Origin of the sequence: Vibrio chanodichtyis, assembly GCF_028863985.1 — a bacterium.
Lineage (GTDB): Bacteria > Pseudomonadota > Gammaproteobacteria > Enterobacterales > Vibrionaceae > Vibrio > Vibrio chanodichtyis.
This window is the reverse complement of sequence record NZ_JARBFT010000001.1, coordinates 209,151-226,000: the sequence shown is the minus strand read 5'-3', so window position 1 is coordinate 226,000 and position 16,850 is coordinate 209,151. Positions and strand designations below refer to the sequence as shown.

Below are 16,850 nucleotides of genomic sequence, written 5' to 3'. Positions count from 1 at the left end.
CTTTTTTCAAAAGGATCTATCTGTGCGTTTACTCTGTTCACTGAACCGCTTTTCTCAATCACGGCTAGCTTGGCTATTGCTACTGGCTTTTGTGGTTTTCTTTACCTTATGTGCGCTGTATTTCCAACATATACTGCAGCTTGCGCCTTGCGTGATGTGCATCTACGAACGTATTGCGATGTTGGGTATCGGAGCTGCCGCGTTAATCGGTGCGGTGGCACCACAAAATCCAGTGGTGCGTTGGCTCGGTTTTGCCGCTTGGGGAGCCAGCAGCTATAAAGGTTTGAGCTTGGCGATTGAACATGTCAACTATCAGTTCAATCCATCACCTTTTGCCACCTGTGATCTGTTTGTTACCTTTCCGGCTTGGGCACCGCTGAATCAATGGGCTCCTAACCTGTTCGAAGCTTATGGCGATTGCAGTAAAATTGTCTGGCAATTTTTAACCCTTTCAATGCCGCAATGGCTAGTGATTATTTTTGCTGCCAATTTAATCGCGTTAGCGATTTTCGTGCTGGCACAGTTGGCTAAACTATTAAAAGCATAGCGTTTAGCTAACGCTCGAGCGCGACGGCTTACCCTCATCCATAATTGAAGGATTCAAATAACTAAGGCGCTTATAGCGCCTTAGTTATTTTTTAACCACGTAGTGATGCTTGATTAATCACGCATTGGCGCAGGGGCAAGCACATCGCGGTTACCATTATGGCCCGGAGAACTGACAATACCTTGTGCTTCAAGTTGCTCAACGATGCGTGCTGCTCGGTTATAGCCAATTTTAAAGCGGCGTTGAACACCTGAGACCGAGCCGCGGCGTGTTTCAACCACATGCTCAACCACTTGATCAAATAGCGGATCGAGATCCTCATCCGATTCTAACTGCTCACCCGGCAACATCGCTTCAGGGCCATGATCACCTTGAATGATTTCGCTGATGTAATTCGGTTTACCGCGCGCTTTCCAGTTATTAACGACCGCATGCACATCATCGTCCGAAGCAAAAGCACCATGTACCCGAATCGTGTGGCTTGAACCCGGTGGTAAATAGAGCATATCCCCCATACCGAGCAATGATTCCGCACCACTTTGATCCAAAATGGTTCGCGAATCCGTTTTGGTCGATACCGTAAAGGCGACCCGAGTTGGGATGTTGGCTTTAATCAGTCCGGTGATCACATCGACCGATGGACGCTGAGTGGCCAAAATCAGGTGAATACCAGCCGCACGAGCCTTTTGTGCCAAACGGGCGATCAACTCTTCAACTTTTTTACCGACCACCATCATCAGATCGGCAAATTCATCAACCACCACCACAATATAAGGCAATTTTTCCAACAGCGGTGGCTCGCTCTCCATACTATCACCCTCTTTCCAGAGCGGATCGTAGATCGGATGCCCCGCTTCTGCGGCCATGCGTAACTTATCATTAAAGCCTTTGATGTTACGCACCCCAAGCACGGACATCAGCTTATAACGTCGCTCCATTTCACCCACACACCAACGCAGAGCATTCGCCGCATCTTTCATATCGGTGACTACTTCAGCGAGCAAGTGAGGAATGCCTTCATAAACCGAAAGCTCAAGCATTTTAGGGTCAATCATGATGAAACGAACCTCTTCCGGAGACGCTTTATAAAGCATGCTCAGGATCATCACGTTGACGCCGACCGATTTACCGGAGCCCGTGGTACCAGCCACCAGCACATGTGGCATTTTAGCCAGATCTACCACTACTGCGTCGCCAGCAATATCTTGTCCAAGGACCACTGAGGTTGGTGATTTTGATTCTTTAAACTGGGCGCTGGCAATCACATCAGAAAGATACACCGTCTGACGTGACATATTGGGCAATTCCAGCCCCACATAGGGTTTACCTGGGATCACTTCCACAACCCGAACCGCCATCGCCGATAATGAGCGAGCTAAATCCATCGAAAGGCTAGAAATACGGCTAACTTTAACCCCAGGCGCTAAATCCAATTCAAAACGAGTAATCACTGGACCAGGGAAAATATCCACTACCTGAGCTTGGATTTTGTAATCGGCTAATTTGGCTTCCACCAAACGCGCGATCTCTTCTAGTGCTTCGCGGTCGATAAAGTTTTCACGCTTCTCTGGGTGATACAGCAGCTCTAAGGTCGGCATGGGCTCGGTCGGCTTAGGTAAATTGACCGCTTGCTGCACTAAAAATGGGTTCTGTTTGGCCGCCACACTGGCCTGTGCTTGCGCGACAATATTTTGAAATGCACTGACATCGCTATCCGCGAATTGATCATCATCTTGCGCATCCAACTCAGGTTCCATCGAAATCGCAGGTAACTCATCAAGCTCCTCTTCTGACCAATCCATATTTGAGATGCGCGGTTCACTCTCTTCATCGGCAATATCGACGTTAAAACTGTGGCTAAAAGGCTCATCACTCGTTTCATCGTCTGACGTGATAACCGGCGATACAGGGTTGTCAGCCAGATGAGTGATTGAGTTTTGCTCAGCCAATTCATCGGCATAATCATCTACCAAACGCGCTTGTTGATCGAGCTCTTCAATCGTGGCATCCCACTGCTGAGTACGAGTCGAAAACCTAGCTGGCTCAGCGATTATTACTTCTGGTGCTGGCGGTTCAGGTTGACGCAGCGACGATGGGTCAATCGGTGCGCTATCACGCGCTTCAGGCATATGAATATTAAAGCGCCGTGAGTTAAGTGTGGGTTCAACAAGGGCAACTTCGCTCGTAGCGGACAATGGTGGTTCCAACTCTGCAGAGAGCAATTCAGGTTGGTGCAGATCTGCGTTGACCAATTCTGGCTTAATTAACTCAGGGATCAGCCGTTCGCTTTTTTCACCACGTAGCCGACTCAATACGCGAATAAACGCACTAATACTGCGCTCACCAATCCACTCGACGATCCGCAACCAAGAGATCCCAGTCAGCAACGTAAAGCCAGCTCCCCATGAAAAAAGTAAAACTAACGTGGTGCCGAGTAAATTGAGCGTGGGCAGCGCTAAGCTGGTTAATACATCGCCAATCACACCGCCCGATGAGAAATACCAAATATCGTCAAAGTTGATGTCCGCCAAGCCACAACTGGTCAGTAAAAGGATGGTTAAGCCAAGTAGCTTGGTCGCCCAAAGGGTAAAATCAATCTGCTCATCTTGATCACGAGTGCGCAGCGTGACCCAAGCCATCGCCGCCACAATCACTGGCAATGGATAGGCCAAACAACCAAAAATGAAAAATAGCGTATCGGCGAGCCAAGCTCCGGCCAGACCACCGACATTATGAATATCACTGCCCCAAGCCGTTTGTGACCATGATGGATCGGCCGGATTAAAACTAAACAGTGCAATCGCCAGAAAAATAGCAAATAAAACAGCTAAAATCAGACTGCTTTCTTTCAGACGTTGTGAGCCATTGAGTCGAGAGGAAGGGAGCTCCTCACTCGTTTTAATAATGGTTTCGACTTTATTTTTGCGCTCTTTGAACATAAACCAACTTGAATACGATTAAGGCCACACTACGTAATACAATACGCAGCTTAATGGCGTGAAAACAGTCCGAGCGGCATACGCCGCTCGGTTTGTTGGGAGATTTAACCATATCAACAGCAAAAACCCAATTCGCGTAAGTCAGAATGTGGCAATATCTCCAACATTCGCTGTTGCTTAACGAGTTTTAATCACTAGCTGGTTGGTTTGTTTCACTTCTTCCATCACTACGTAGGTACGTGTGTCATTGACGCCAGGTAAACGCAGCAAGGTATCGCCAAGCAAACGACGATAAGCGCCCATGTCCGATACCCGAGTTTTAAGCAGATAATCAAAATCACCCGACACTAGATGACACTCTTGAATATCATCCAATTTTTGTACCGCGGTATTGAATTGTTCAAATACATCCGGCGCACCACGATTTAACGTAATTTCAACAAATACCAATAGTGACGCGTCCAGATACTGGGGATTTAATAACGCGGTGTAACCGGTAATAAATCCTTGACGTTCCAAACGTCGTACCCGCTCAAGACATGGTGTAGGTGAAAGCCCTACACGTTTTGATAATTCTACGTTTGAAATTCGACCATCTTTTTGCAATTCATTCAATATATTGCGATCAATACGGTCTAAGTCCTTAGACGGCTTCTTATAACTATCCACCATTTTTTATTCCACCTTATTACTTCCTTGCAAAAAAATACACTACAACTGCTTAATATTTGGCATCAAATTTTCTACACTAGTTACTATACTAGTCATAAACTCGACAGAACAAGCCTACATCTAGTCAATATAACCAAATCAATCTAAGGAGTCAGGATGATTATTGGTGTTCCAAAAGAAATCAAAAACCACGAATATCGAGTGGGTATGATTCCCGCTAGCGTGCGCGAACTTATCGCACACGGCCACCAAGTTAATGTAGAAACAAATGCCGGTTGTGGCATCGGCTTTTCAGACGATGATTACATCGCTGTAGGCGCATCCATTCTTCCTACCGCTGCAGACGTCTTCGCGAGCGCAGAGATGATTGTAAAGGTTAAAGAACCTCAAACTGCTGAGCGAGCAATGCTCAAAGAAGGGCAAATATTATTTACTTATCTGCACCTTGCTCCCGATTTTCCACAAACTACAGAGCTAATCAATAGCAAAGCCGTCTGCATCGCCTATGAGACTGTAACAGATAATATGGGTCGCTTACCACTGTTGGCTCCAATGTCTGAAGTTGCAGGGCGCATGTCAATCCAAGCTGGCGCACAAGCGTTAGAAAAATCACGCGGTGGCAGCGGGTTATTGCTCGGTGGTGTACCGGGAGTTGCGCCGGCTAAAGTGGTGATCCTTGGCGGTGGTGTGGTCGGTGCCAATGCCGCTCGTATGGCGATTGGGCTGCGCAGCGAAGTGACTGTTTTAGATCGCAATATTGATACGCTACGTAGACTCGATCAAGAGTTTCAAGGCCGAGCAAGATTAGTTTACTCAACGGCCGATGCCATCGAACAATACGTATTAGAGGCCGATCTCGTCATCGGTGCAGTGCTTATCCCAGGTGCTGCTGCACCTAAGCTGGTCACTAAACAGCTAATTCAACGCATGAAACCGGGCTCAGCGGTGGTCGATGTTGCTATCGATCAAGGCGGCTGTTTTGCTACCTCGCACCCGACTACCCATGCCGATCCGACTTATATCGTTGATCAGGTAGTACACTACTGTGTTGCTAATATGCCTGGTGCAGTAGCGCGAACTTCAACCTTTGCCCTTAATAACGCCACCCTGCCCTACATTGTAAAACTCGCCAATCAAGGTTACCAAAAAGCACTATTGCAAGATGGCGGATTTTTAAAAGGGCTCAACGTTATCCACGGTAAAGTCACCTGTAAGGAGGTGGCGGACAATTTTGGTCTCGATTATCTCGATCCTGCTCAAGCGATCGCGATGTTCAACGAATGATCAATATTCAACAAATAGTCGCCGAGAGCCGAAGCTATCGGCTCTGGCTGACAATACGCTGCGCATTCACCATCAGATTACGCGGCGTAGTTTGTCTGTCACAAAATTCGCCAATCGTGACTTGATAGCCTTGTTCTTGTAAATACAGCGCCTTATCTAACACTAACCACATTTCGAGTAAACGCCGAAACCCTTGCTGAACGAGACTGACTCGCTCCATCTGCCAAAAACGCTGTTCGCCTAATTGCTCGAAATAGGCTAGATCGTACTGTGTCACATCCAAATCAATATTTTTCTGGTGCAGCGCCCAATCACAAAACGCAGCAAAGCCTTGGTTTAAATTCGATTTTTGAATACTCGGTATCGGTATATAGGCGGTTTGGTTCAACTCATGGCTTAATAATGCATCCAAGCCTAAGCGGTAAACCATCTCCTGTTGACGCTGCCTACGCACTCTTTCGCCACCGGTTACCGTCTCCTGAAGTGGTAAACGTAGCTCTTGCTGAGTCAAGTGTAGTGCGGAATGCTGGGCTAAATTCGACATCGCTTGATAATGCGAATCGCGGATCAAATGATAGCAGCACGGCGAAAAACTGATCGCAGCCACTTGTGCAGCCGTTGCGTATTGCAACAGTTTGACGTGCAAATCGCCGCATGCATGCAGCGCAACCGCATGAGTATTCGCTTCAAATAACCTTGCCACCTCAGATTGAAATGCATCACCTTGTACAAAATTCATGGGTAAGTGCAGCAATTTGGCTTGTTGCTGACCCGCAGCACAAAGTTCAGCTTGATATTCAAAGCTAACCACCGGCTGCTGGCTAACACTGGCTAAAATCCGGCCCAGATAACCTTTACCTGCACACCATTCTAACCATTGTGTTCCTTGATGGTGAGCCAATAACACACTGCCCATTGCGACAATTTGTTGCCATTTACGCCCAGGGATCCCTTGGTCAAGATACTTTGGCAAGCTTAGTACGGTAGCGCGGGGAGCGAGCTTGATCGCAAGCATCGCCTTAATTTTAGCCAGTTGCGGAAAAAACTCACTCAAGATCGCACACAAATGCTCGGGGTTAAGTTTGTAATACTCAATCTGATCTTGCTCAAGCGCAGTCAGCCATGCACTAAGTTCCGGATGCTGATCACCCCATGGTAAGTCACTTCCACGACATGTGTGAAACGCCTCATAGCGCCAAAATGATTGCGATTGAGTTAAAAATAAATCGAGTAATTTAAACTGTGCGTGCATGCATCCTCCCGTGGGAGGAGCATTTTAGAAGCAAGCATGATGAAGTGGAAGTAAAAGCACGTTAGCGAACGGGTAAGTCGATATCTTTAAACATTTCGGCTATCTCAACGTTGGACTTTAATGAAATCGCTTGTTCAACCACCGGACGCGTAAGATGTGGCGCAAAGCGTTGCATAAAATCAAACATGTAAGAGCGCAAGAAAGTGCCTCGACGAAAGCCAATACTGGTGGTGCTGGCACTAAAAATATGACTGGCATCGATAGCAACCAGATCGGTGTCCTGTTTTTTATCGACCGCCATACTCGCAATCACCCCAACCCCAATCCCCATTCGTACATAGGTTTTGATCACATCAGCATCGGTAGCGGTGAACACTACTTTAGGGGTCATGCCGACACGATTAAACGCACTATCTAGCTCGGAACGCCCTGTAAATCCAAACACATAAGTCACCAATGGATACCCCGCAAGATCCTCTATCGTGACATGCTCTTTTTTGGTCAGTGGATGATCTTTCGGCACGACAATCGAACGATTCCAATGGTAACAAGGCAACATGATCGCATCTTGATACAAATGCAGCGCTTCGGTGGCAATGGCAAAATTGGCCGTACCTTTCGCAATCGCTTCTGACATTTGCGTTGGTGTACCCTGATGCATGTGTAACGAGACTCTAGGGTAACGTTTGGTAAAACCTTTGATCACTTCTGGCAACGCGTATCTGGCTTGGGTATGGGTAGTTGAGATATTCAAAGTGCCCATTTCAGGGTGGGTATGCTCGGCGGCTACCGCTTTAATACTTTCGACTCGGGATAAAATCTCAGTCGCGATGCGCACAATATGTTCACCCGCAGGTGTCACTTGAGTTAAATGCTTGCCGCTACGCTCAAAAATTTGAATGCCCAGCTCATCTTCTAATAGCCTGACCTGTTTACTGATCCCTGGTTGCGATGTATAAAGATTCTCGGCAGTGGCTGACACATTCAAATTGTAATTGACCACTTCCACTATGTACTTCAACTGCTGCAATTTCATTGTTGCGATAATCCCTTGTGGGGTTTGCCAGATAAACCCATATTCTATAATGATTAGTTATAACGCTTCAGCGTGATAATTCCTAGCCTTTAGCGCAAGAAGCGTGATTAGGCAATTTAGCCGTTTGCTTCATTCGGCAGAAAATTTACCATCTAACCCTCAAAACTATCGTAACATCGCTGTTTTTACTTGATAAAACAGCAATAATTAGCAGAGTAAATTGTCGGGATCACCATGAACGTGTATCCTTAATCGTTCGCCATTGAAACTGAAGATACGGATTTTATGAATACAGCTTTAATCATTGCTCTGGTGGCCATTTTGCTTGTCTTGGTCCTTGGCTACAACATTATGTTGCAATACCGAGTGAGGCTCGAAAGTGTTAAGAAACAAGAATCTTCACGTTATGTTGCGATTATTGATGCCACCGAAGATCTGATCGGTAATGCTCACCATCTACCATTTAGTAAAGAACTTTTAGTTTGCTTGAATAACCGTATTCTCGATGCGCTACAAAGTATGTATGACCTTGACCCCAAAAATAAGCAATTAGCTCAACGAATTGAAAATATGAAGGGGCAGATCGATCATCTTAAAAATAATCATTCCGGTAGTGAAAGTACCTCATTTAAAGTACCGAGCGGCGATAAACAAGCGATTGTTATGTTGAAATTGGTGAAACGCCTACGTGACACCATTCGTAGTGAGCACAACAAAGGTCGTTTTGAAACCCAAAGTTATGTGACTGAAAATGCCCGTTTAGAAACCATCCAGATCCGCATCAACATTGAAAACGTCATCAAACGGGCTAATGATTCCATTCTACGTGGCCAGCCTGGCACGGCCATCCAATTACTGCGTAAAGGGATTGATGTCTTAGCGTCAAAAAATGACAGTTACTCCAACCAAGCGCGTGAGAAACTGCAAACCATGTACGATGAACTTGAGCAAAAACGTCAGCATAAAAGTGCCGCTGACTTGCAGCAACTCGAAGAGAATGAACGTAAAAGTGATATGGACGTGCTATTTGGTGAGAAGAAAAAATGGTAATGCGCTACGCCATATTGCTTTAATTCATTCAGCACCAACAATAACGCCCTAGTAAGCTAGGGCGTTATGTTATTGAGCCATCCACACTAGAGATTAGATAAGGGAGCGATTGATAGCTTGCAGTACTAAGTCCGGTTGCTGCGCTTGGGTAATAGGACGGCCAATCACTAAATAGTCAGAGCCAGAAATCATAGCTTGGGCTGGCGTCATGATCCGGCGCTGATCGCCTTGCTCTGCCCCCTCAGGACGGATCCCTGGGGTAATTAGCTTAAACTCCGCGCCTAAATGCTGTTTCAATAGTGATGCTTCTTGCGCCGAGCAAACTACCCCATCCAAACCTGCATTTTTGGTTAATGTTGCCAAGCGCAATACATGATCCTGCGGAGCACACTCGATACCGATACCTTGTAAATCAGTTGCTTCCATACTGGTTAACACCGTTACACCAATCAATAACGGACGCTGTTTACCATAGGGCTCTAAGATCTCGCGCGCAGCAACCATCATACGTTCACCGCCACTGGCGTGCACATTGACCATCCATACCCCAAGCTCAGCCGCCGCCTTCACCGCTTTTGAGCAAGTATTCGGAATATCATGGAATTTCAAATCTAGAAACACTGAAAAACCACGCTTGTGCAATTCACGAACAAAATCTGGACCAAATAAAGTAAACATCTCTTTGCCTACTTTGAGTCGGCAGGTGTTTGGATCGATTTTATCTACAAACGCGAGCGCATCCGCGAGATTGTCATAGTCCAGTGCAACAATCACTTTTGGGTCGTTCATCGTTTCTCCTATCTGTACTGCATGTTTAAAAAAGCAGCGAAAGTCGCTGCATGGTAATCAAATGATGGGCTCATTCGCCATCCAAACCTCGGATCGGTTTAATCGATCCCCAACTTTTACACGACGGACAATGCCAATAAAGTGAATGGGTGGAAAAACCACACTTGCGACACCGATAATGAGGCTTCACTTTAAGTTGTTCACCAACCAAACGCTGTAAGGTTGATAAGCTCGCTTTGGCTCTGCCCTCTTCCGCTTCGGCAATATGAAAATCAATTAACCGATAGAAGCCTTTCATGGTCGGGTTTTTGACTAATTGGCGGGTTAAAATCTCTTGAGCGGATGCAATGCCCTCATGCTCAGCGACTAACTGAGCTAACATTAATTCAGCCGACACACCGGCTTTTTCCGCAATACAACGCCGTAAGAAAGCGATCAAATCTTGCTCACGGCCTAAATGATGGTAACACTCGGCCAAGATATTGAGCACTTCGCTGACAAAATCAATATCCTGTTCAAGTACCTTTTCTAAATAATCAATCGTATTCTGGTAATCTCGATTTTGCAGATAAAGCTTACCCAATGAAATGGAGGCACGCACACATTGAGCGTCTTCATGTAATGCTTTTTTAAACAATTGCATCGCTTTATGATCATGACCATCGGCTTTTTCAAGCATGGCCAACTCACAATAAAAATGGGCGATACTCACCTTCATGCGCTTACGCCCAAGCCTCACCAACGCGGATGCACATTCAATAGCTTTGTGCCATTCACGAGTTTGTTGGTAAATCGCGGTCAATTGCTGGAGCGCTGACTCACGATGCTCCGGTTCATCGATCAATTGCTCAAAAATTTTCTCCGCGCGGTCCAGAAAACCAGCCACCATGTAATCTTTCGCTAACTGCTGCAGAGCCAAATTCTTCTGATCTATGGTCAAGCCTGAGCGTGAAATAAGATTTTGGTGGATCCGGATCGCTCGATCGACTTCACCACGCGAGCGGAATAGATTACCTAACGCCAAGTGGGTATCGATCGTTTCATTATCCACTTGCAATAGTTCGATAAAGTGATCAACCGCTTTATCCGATTGATCAGAAAGCAACAGGTTCAAACCCGTGACGTATTGACGAGAAATTTGGTGTGATTGCTTCTGCTTGTCTTGCTGAGCACTGCGATGCCCCATATACCAGCCGTAAGCGGCGGCAATCGGCAATAACAAGAACAGTATTTCTAACATTGAAGCAGCCTTATCCGCTATGTACTGTGGTTGCTGGTGCTGATTGCTGATTAGTAACTAGTTTGAGTTGCTTAGTCAGCCTGCGGATCTTCAATTGTGATTTGAGATGCAAACCAGCGAAAAGCACACCAGCACAAGCAAAGCCAAGTACAAATACGCTACCCAGTAAGGTCGATAGATGAAACTCACCTTGCGCCAATAAGTAGTTAAACACCACCACCGATTGATTTTGAGAGCCTAAAGCTAATGCGATTAAGAAAAGAGCCAGCACCGCGACTATCTTTATAATTTTCATAAGTCATCACCTTTTCACAAAATGGCACACAGATTATGCAGGAAAACAGTACGACAAACCACGGCTAATCACCGCCCGCTATAAAAAAGCGGCACGCTAAATCAGCATGCCGCTCAGATGAACAAATTATACTCAATAACGCTTACAGGTTAACGCGCTCGCGCAGTTCCTTGCCAGGTTTAAAGTGTGGCACGTACTTACCTTCTAGCTCTACTTTATCGCCTGTTTTAGGATTGCGTCCAAAACGTGGCTCACGGTAGTGTAAAGAAAAACTACCAAAACCACGAATCTCGATTCGCTCACCAGCTTCTAGGGTCGCGGCCATCTGCTCAAGGATGTTTTTTACCGCATCTTCGATTTCTTTCGCAGACAAGTGTGTTTGTTCAGCACAGAGTCTTTCAATCAGTTCGGACTTAGTCATAGCTTCCCTCTTCGAGTGTTTACCGACTAATTATAGTCAGTAATATCAATTCCAACAAACATCTGATTTACATTGGATAAAAAGAATTTGATCGTGAACCGACTCTTATTCTAGATTCATCATTCAGCTTATTAACCGTGCGTATCATCATACGATTTCGCCACGTTTAGTCGTTATTCAGCTCTGTTCGCCAGCATGAGATGATAAGCACAAAAAAGGAGCCTTGCGGCTCCTTTTATCTATTTGCGTTAAGCTATTATTCGCCTTTCGCCGCTTTGAAAGCGTCAGCCATAGCATTACCGAACGCAGCTTCATCTTGCTTGTTCAGAGTTGCCATTACTTCTTGCTCTTCAGCTTCATCTTTTGCTTTGATAGACAGGTTGATTACGCGGTTTTTACGGTCAACACCAGTAAATTTCGCTTCAACTTTGTCACCAACGCTCAGGATCAGTGATGCATCTTCGATACGATCACGTGATACTTCAGAAGCACGGATGTAACCTTCAACGCCGTCTTCCAGCTCGATGGTTGCGCCTTTCGCGTCAACTGCAGTAACAGTACCGTTAACCAGAGCACCTTTCTTGTTGTCTGCTACATAAGCGTTGAATGGATCATTTTCCATTTGCTTGATGCCCAGAGAAATGCGCTCACGCTCAGCGTCTACTGCCAGAACTACTGCAGAGATTTCGTCGCCTTTCTTGAATTCACGAACTGCTTCTTCTCCAGGTACATTCCAAGAGATGTCAGACAGGTGAACCAGACCATCGATACCGCCGTCTAGACCGATGAAGATACCAAAGTCAGTGATAGACTTGATCTTACCCGTTACTTTGTCGCCTTTAGCTTGCGCTTCAGCGAAAGATTGCCATGGGTTAGCTTTACACTGTTTCAGGCCTAGAGAGATACGACGACGTTCTTCGTCGATATCCAGAACCATAACCTCAACTTCGTCGCCAACATTAACAACTTTAGATGGGTGGATGTTCTTGTTAGTCCAGTCCATTTCAGAAACGTGTACCAGACCTTCAACGCCTTCTTCGATTTCAACGAAGCAGCCGTAGTCAGTTAGGTTAGTTACACGACCTGACAGACGGTGACCTTCTGGGTAACGCTTAGCGATTGCTACCCATGGATCTTCGCCTAGCTGTTTCAGACCTAGCGATACGCGAGTACGATCACGATCGAACTTCAGTACTTTAACTAGGATTTCGTCACCAACGTTAACGATTTCTGATGGATGCTTAACGCGTTTCCAAGCCATGTCAGTGATGTGTAGCAGACCGTCAACACCGCCCAAATCAACGAATGCACCGTAGTCAGTCAGGTTCTTAACGATACCTTTAACTTCAGTACCTTCTTGCAGAGTTTCCAGCAGTTCATCACGCTCTACGCTGCTTTCAGATTCGATCACTGCACGACGAGAAACAACAACGTTGTTACGCTTCTGGTCTAGCTTGATAACTTTGAACTCTAGCTCTTTGTTTTCTAGGTGAGCAGTGTCACGGATTGGACGCACGTCAACCAGAGAACCTGGTAGGAACGCACGGATGCCGTTCAGTTCAACAGTGAAACCACCTTTAACTTTACCGTTAATGATACCGATAACAGTTGCAGCTTCTTCGTAAGCTTTTTCAAGTACGATCCAAGCTTCATGGCGCTTCGCTTTCTCACGAGAAAGTTGAGTTTCACCGAAACCATCTTCAACCGCGTCCAGAGCTACGTCTACTTCAGAACCAACTTGAACTTCTAGTTCGCCAGCAGCGTTCTTGAATTGTTCAGCAGGGATAGCAGACTCAGACTTCAGGCCAGCATCAACCAGAACGTAGCCGTTCTCGATCGCTACTACAGTACCTTTAACGATGGTACCTTGTTGGAATTGGGTCTCGTTCAGAAACTCTTCAAAGAGTTGAGCAAAAGATTCAGTCATTTATTTAATCTTCAATAAGTAAACGGCCACGGGTATCCTACCACATGGGGTTATTAGCTTCGCCGGTCATCATCCTTGCGACCAACGTTCTCACCTGACGTGATTAACTCACACCAGTTTAGATTCGATATATTGTAGCGCTTGTTCAACCACTTGATCGATAGTCAATGCGGTTGAATCTAGCACTAACGCGTCTTCAGCAGGACGTAAAGGAGCCACAGTACGATTTCTATCGCGATCGTCTCTTTGCTGAATTTCGCTTAAAAGGGCGTCAAATTTAACATCAAGCCCTTTGAGTTGCAACTGCTTGAAGCGTCTACGCGCTCTTTCTTCTGCGCTAGCATCAAGGAAGATTTTGGCTTCTGCCGTTGGGAAAACCACAGTTCCCATATCGCGCCCATCCGCGACTAAACCAATACCACTAGCAAATGCGCGTTGACGACGTAGCAACGCTTCACGAACACGTGGCAATGCGGCAACTTTTGATGCCGCCATACCCGTCTCTTCTTTGCGCAATTCACGAGAAACGTCTTCACCTTCGAGAATAACCTTGACCAAATCGCCTTCGGCAATAAATTGAACATCAAGGTGGGTCGCCAGAGGAACTAGCGCCGGTTCCGATTCAAGATCTACCCCATGATGAAGCGCCGCCAGTGCGAGTACGCGATAGATCGCTCCGGAGTCCAAAAGTTGAAAACCGAGTTGTTTAGCCAACAACATGCACAATGTGCCTTTACCTGCACCGCTAGGCCCATCAACGGTAACAATCGGCGTATGAGAAGACATGTTTTTCTCCACTTTTTGTTTTAGGCGGTCGAGAGCACGTCCGCATTTTCGGCGTAGAATTATAAGTGTAAAGGCGTCGAGGTGCTAGGTAAGAGTCCTGAGAATAGCCAGAAAAAGCCGATCCAGTTAAAAAAATCAACTCGGCCTAAGCCGAGTTTCACAATGAGTATTCGTGTTAAATCCGATCCACACACTGACAGTGCCAAATCATCAGCCAGTTTATAGCAAAATTCTTGCTGCATTTTGGCGCACGATAGACTCTCCAATTCCAGTCACTTGGGTAAGATCATCAGCACTCGCAAACGGGCCATTGGTTTGTCGATAATCCACAATCGCTTGTGCTTTCTTAATACCAACCCCTTTCAGTAAAGTAGCCAGCTCTTCTGCTGATGCGGTATTAATATTTACCGTGATCACTATCCCTTCTTCGATCGGTGCAACCGATGTCGCCTCTTGTGCACAAGTCAACATCGGAGCCGCAGGTAAACACAGTACAAGCAAGGCCGTCATCATTCTAGTTTTGAATTGCATAATAGACTCTCATATTGGGTTATGGAGTCCGCAGCATAGCGAGGTTAAATCGAGGCGAAAATTACAGTTTAATATAAATACAACGGGCTATTGCTATAGCCCGTTTATTTAAACATATCAATTACATCGTAACTGCTTATTCGGTCGCAATGTGATATTCAATCTTAGTACTTTGGCGTAATACACTAACCACACCAGTCAAATCTTGCTGTGCACCGATCCGTTGTAGTTGGCTAGCAATTTGCTCATGGTAAGCTGGGGTGGTTTTACTTTCTACCTTATTCAGTTCAATCACCACAATGTTGCCATCAAAATCTTTAGCTTGTGCGTACACTTGCTGTCCATCTTGCGGTTTAACCATCGCATAAACGGTATTGGCCAGTGGTGAGCTGCGATCAATCATTTGCGATTCACCAAACGCTAAGCCAGATTCGCTCAGTAGCGCACTATTACCCGCCGCTAAACCAGCAACCAGTTGGTTAGCCAACTCTAAGGCTTGCTGTTCACCTTTCATGCGAGACAATTGCTCAACCACTTGAGCCTTGACCTCAGCCAAAGGCAATAGGGTTTCAGGACGTGACTCCTCAACACGCACCACCACGACATGCTCTGGTGCTACTTCAATCAGTTCAGAGTTAAGGCCATCTTCTTTAACTTCTGCTGATTTGAGAACCTGTAGGACGGCAGGTATTGCCAGTGGATCGGGAAGTTGTGCGAATGAGACAAACTCAGTGTGCTCCACTCTAGCAGCAATGGCTTTAGCGGCGTCATCCAGAGAATCGGCATGCTCAAAAGCCAGCTTTTCCAACTCACTTTGTTTGGCATAGAAACTATCTAATGCTTGTTGATCGGCCAGTTCTAGTTTGATCGCTTGTTCAACCTCACTGTATGGCTTAACCACTGGGGCTTTCACTTCATCCAGACGAATGATGTGATAACCGAATTCCGATTTGACCAAACCTGAGACTTGGTTAGGTTCGGTAAGTGCAAATGCCGCCGCCTCAAAAGCCGGATCCATCGTATCACGCTCAATCCAGCCCAATGAGCCACCATCTTGCGCGCTACCTACATCTTGCGATTTTTGTTGGGCAAGAGTTGCAAAATCACCACCCGCCTTCAGTTGATCCAAAATGGCCTGTGCTGACTGCGCATCATCGCCCTCAATCAGGATATGACTTACCTTACGCTGCTCTGCCGTGGAGTATTTGTCCAGATGCTCTTGATAGAACTGCTGTGCAGCGTGATCATCAATGCTCAAAGTCGCTTTTAATCCATCGGCTGACAGCTCAATGTAAGAGACTTTGATCTGCTCTGGACGCGTGAAACGCTCAGTATTCGCTTGGTAATATTGCTCAATCTCTTCATCACTCAGAGTCACTTTTTGGGCAAAATCAGCCAAGGATAAAGCAATGGTGCGGATATTTCGTGTTTGTGAGATCAATTGATCTTGTAAATTCACTTCACCAGGCAAACTGAATTCACTGCCTTGCAATGCACTGATTAACTGGTTACGCACTAAATCGGTACGCAAATACTCAGCAAACATATCAGGCGAGAATCCTGCTCGGCGTAGCGCCGTTTGGTACAGTTCCTGATCAAATTGACCTTGTAGCTGAAACTGTGGCATCTCTAAAATCATTTGTCGCACTTGCTGATCACTGACACGCAAACCCAGTGAGGCGGCATATTGCTCAATCAACAAATCGTTGACCATACGATCAAGTACTGATTTACGGAAAGAAGCAACATAAGCCGGATCCGCCAGTAAATTGGAGAAATAATCCCCCAGTTGAGCTTGCATACGGTTACGTTCGTTTTGATAGGCTTGCTCAAAGTCACCACGACTGATTTCTGCATTGCCTACTTTAGCGGCCGCATTATTACCACCACTGATCAGGTAGTTACCTACACCAGCAAAAATGAAAGACAGGATAATTAATCCAAGGATAATTTTAACCGCGATGCTGTTCACGCCTTCGCGTAATCGATCCATCATAATGCTACTACTCTCCGGGGTTGATATCAGGCCTATAAGCCCAAAGTGAATGGCGCGATAATATCAGAAAAAGAAATGCGCATCA

At 46.0% G+C, this 16,850-nt stretch carries 15 protein-coding genes; 3 read left to right on the top strand and 12 right to left on the bottom strand.

The genetic code is table 11. The annotated features are described in order from the left end of the window. The first annotated feature begins 22 nt into the window (after positions 1-22). On the top strand, positions 23-547 hold the full coding sequence (gene dsbB / locus PUN32_RS00935; RefSeq protein ID WP_274721336.1) for a disulfide bond formation protein DsbB: 525 nt from the start codon (positions 23-25) through the stop codon (positions 545-547). A 113-nt stretch (positions 548-660) separates the two neighbouring features. Here the strand turns inward: dsbB and PUN32_RS00930 are convergent, their stop codons facing one another. Both PUN32_RS00930 and lrp read right to left on the bottom strand, forming a co-directional pair. Next, entirely contained in the window at positions 661-3,486 is a 2,826-nt protein-coding gene (locus PUN32_RS00930; RefSeq protein ID WP_274721335.1) for a DNA translocase FtsK, read from the bottom strand. Positions 3,487-3,663: 177 nt separating this feature from the next. Next, positions 3,664-4,158, bottom strand: a complete 495-nt coding sequence (lrp, locus tag PUN32_RS00925) for a leucine-responsive transcriptional regulator Lrp (RefSeq protein ID WP_000228498.1) — start codon at positions 4,156-4,158, stop codon at positions 3,664-3,666. Between the two features lie 156 nt (positions 4,159-4,314). On the opposite strand from lrp, the gene ald reads away from it, so the two are divergent. Further along, positions 4,315-5,442: an alanine dehydrogenase gene (ald, locus tag PUN32_RS00920; protein ID WP_274721334.1), complete on the top strand. Its 1,128-nt coding sequence runs from the start codon at positions 4,315-4,317 to the stop codon at positions 5,440-5,442. Positions 5,443-5,476: 34 nt separating this feature from the next. On the opposite strand, the gene PUN32_RS00915 is transcribed toward ald, so the two are convergent. Together PUN32_RS00915 and cysB are read right to left on the bottom strand one after the other, a co-directional pair. Beyond that, positions 5,477-6,694: a methyltransferase gene (locus tag PUN32_RS00915; protein WP_274721333.1), complete on the bottom strand. Its 1,218-nt coding sequence runs from the start codon at positions 6,692-6,694 to the stop codon at positions 5,477-5,479. Positions 6,695-6,755: 61 nt separating this feature from the next. Next, positions 6,756-7,730, bottom strand: coding sequence for an HTH-type transcriptional regulator CysB (gene cysB, locus PUN32_RS00910; RefSeq protein WP_274721332.1), 975 nt, complete (start codon positions 7,728-7,730; stop codon positions 6,756-6,758). Positions 7,731-8,015: 285 nt separating this feature from the next. Between cysB and PUN32_RS00905 the strand changes: the two genes are divergently transcribed. Then, positions 8,016-8,780 (top strand): DNA repair protein, encoded by a 765-nt coding sequence (locus tag PUN32_RS00905; RefSeq protein ID WP_274721331.1) that lies wholly within the window; start codon positions 8,016-8,018, stop codon positions 8,778-8,780. Positions 8,781-8,873: 93 nt separating this feature from the next. On the opposite strand, the gene pyrF is transcribed toward PUN32_RS00905, so the two are convergent. The 8 genes from pyrF to ppiD all read right to left on the bottom strand — a co-directional run bounded on the left by pyrF (position 8,874) and on the right by ppiD (position 16,765). Beyond that, entirely contained in the window at positions 8,874-9,569 is a 696-nt protein-coding gene (gene pyrF, locus PUN32_RS00900) for an orotidine-5'-phosphate decarboxylase (protein ID WP_274721330.1), read from the bottom strand. A gap of 70 nt (positions 9,570-9,639) precedes the next feature. Then, complete coding sequence (gene lapB, locus PUN32_RS00895) at positions 9,640-10,809, bottom strand: lipopolysaccharide assembly protein LapB (RefSeq protein ID WP_274721329.1); 1,170 nt, start codon at positions 10,807-10,809, stop codon at positions 9,640-9,642. A gap of 10 nt (positions 10,810-10,819) precedes the next feature. Further along, a complete protein-coding gene (locus PUN32_RS00890) occupies positions 10,820-11,104 on the bottom strand; it encodes a LapA family protein (protein ID WP_274721328.1) in 285 nt (94 codons plus the stop codon). Between the two features lie 142 nt (positions 11,105-11,246). Beyond that, positions 11,247-11,525, bottom strand: coding sequence for an integration host factor subunit beta (gene ihfB, locus PUN32_RS00885; protein WP_166014712.1), 279 nt, complete (start codon positions 11,523-11,525; stop codon positions 11,247-11,249). A 256-nt stretch (positions 11,526-11,781) separates the two neighbouring features. Further along, the gene (rpsA, locus tag PUN32_RS00880) at positions 11,782-13,452 is read right to left on the bottom strand and encodes a 30S ribosomal protein S1 (RefSeq protein ID WP_166014711.1); all 1,671 of its coding nucleotides are present in this window, start codon (positions 13,450-13,452) and stop codon (positions 11,782-11,784) included. A 108-nt stretch (positions 13,453-13,560) separates the two neighbouring features. After that, a complete protein-coding gene (gene cmk, locus PUN32_RS00875) occupies positions 13,561-14,238 on the bottom strand; it encodes a (d)CMP kinase (protein WP_274721327.1) in 678 nt (225 codons plus the stop codon). A 219-nt stretch (positions 14,239-14,457) separates the two neighbouring features. Continuing rightward, the gene (locus PUN32_RS00870; RefSeq protein ID WP_166014709.1) at positions 14,458-14,769 is read right to left on the bottom strand and encodes a ComEA family DNA-binding protein; all 312 of its coding nucleotides are present in this window, start codon (positions 14,767-14,769) and stop codon (positions 14,458-14,460) included. A 136-nt stretch (positions 14,770-14,905) separates the two neighbouring features. Continuing rightward, positions 14,906-16,765 (bottom strand): peptidylprolyl isomerase, encoded by a 1,860-nt coding sequence (gene ppiD, locus PUN32_RS00865; protein WP_274721326.1) that lies wholly within the window; start codon positions 16,763-16,765, stop codon positions 14,906-14,908. Positions 16,766-16,850: the final 85 nt, after the last annotated feature.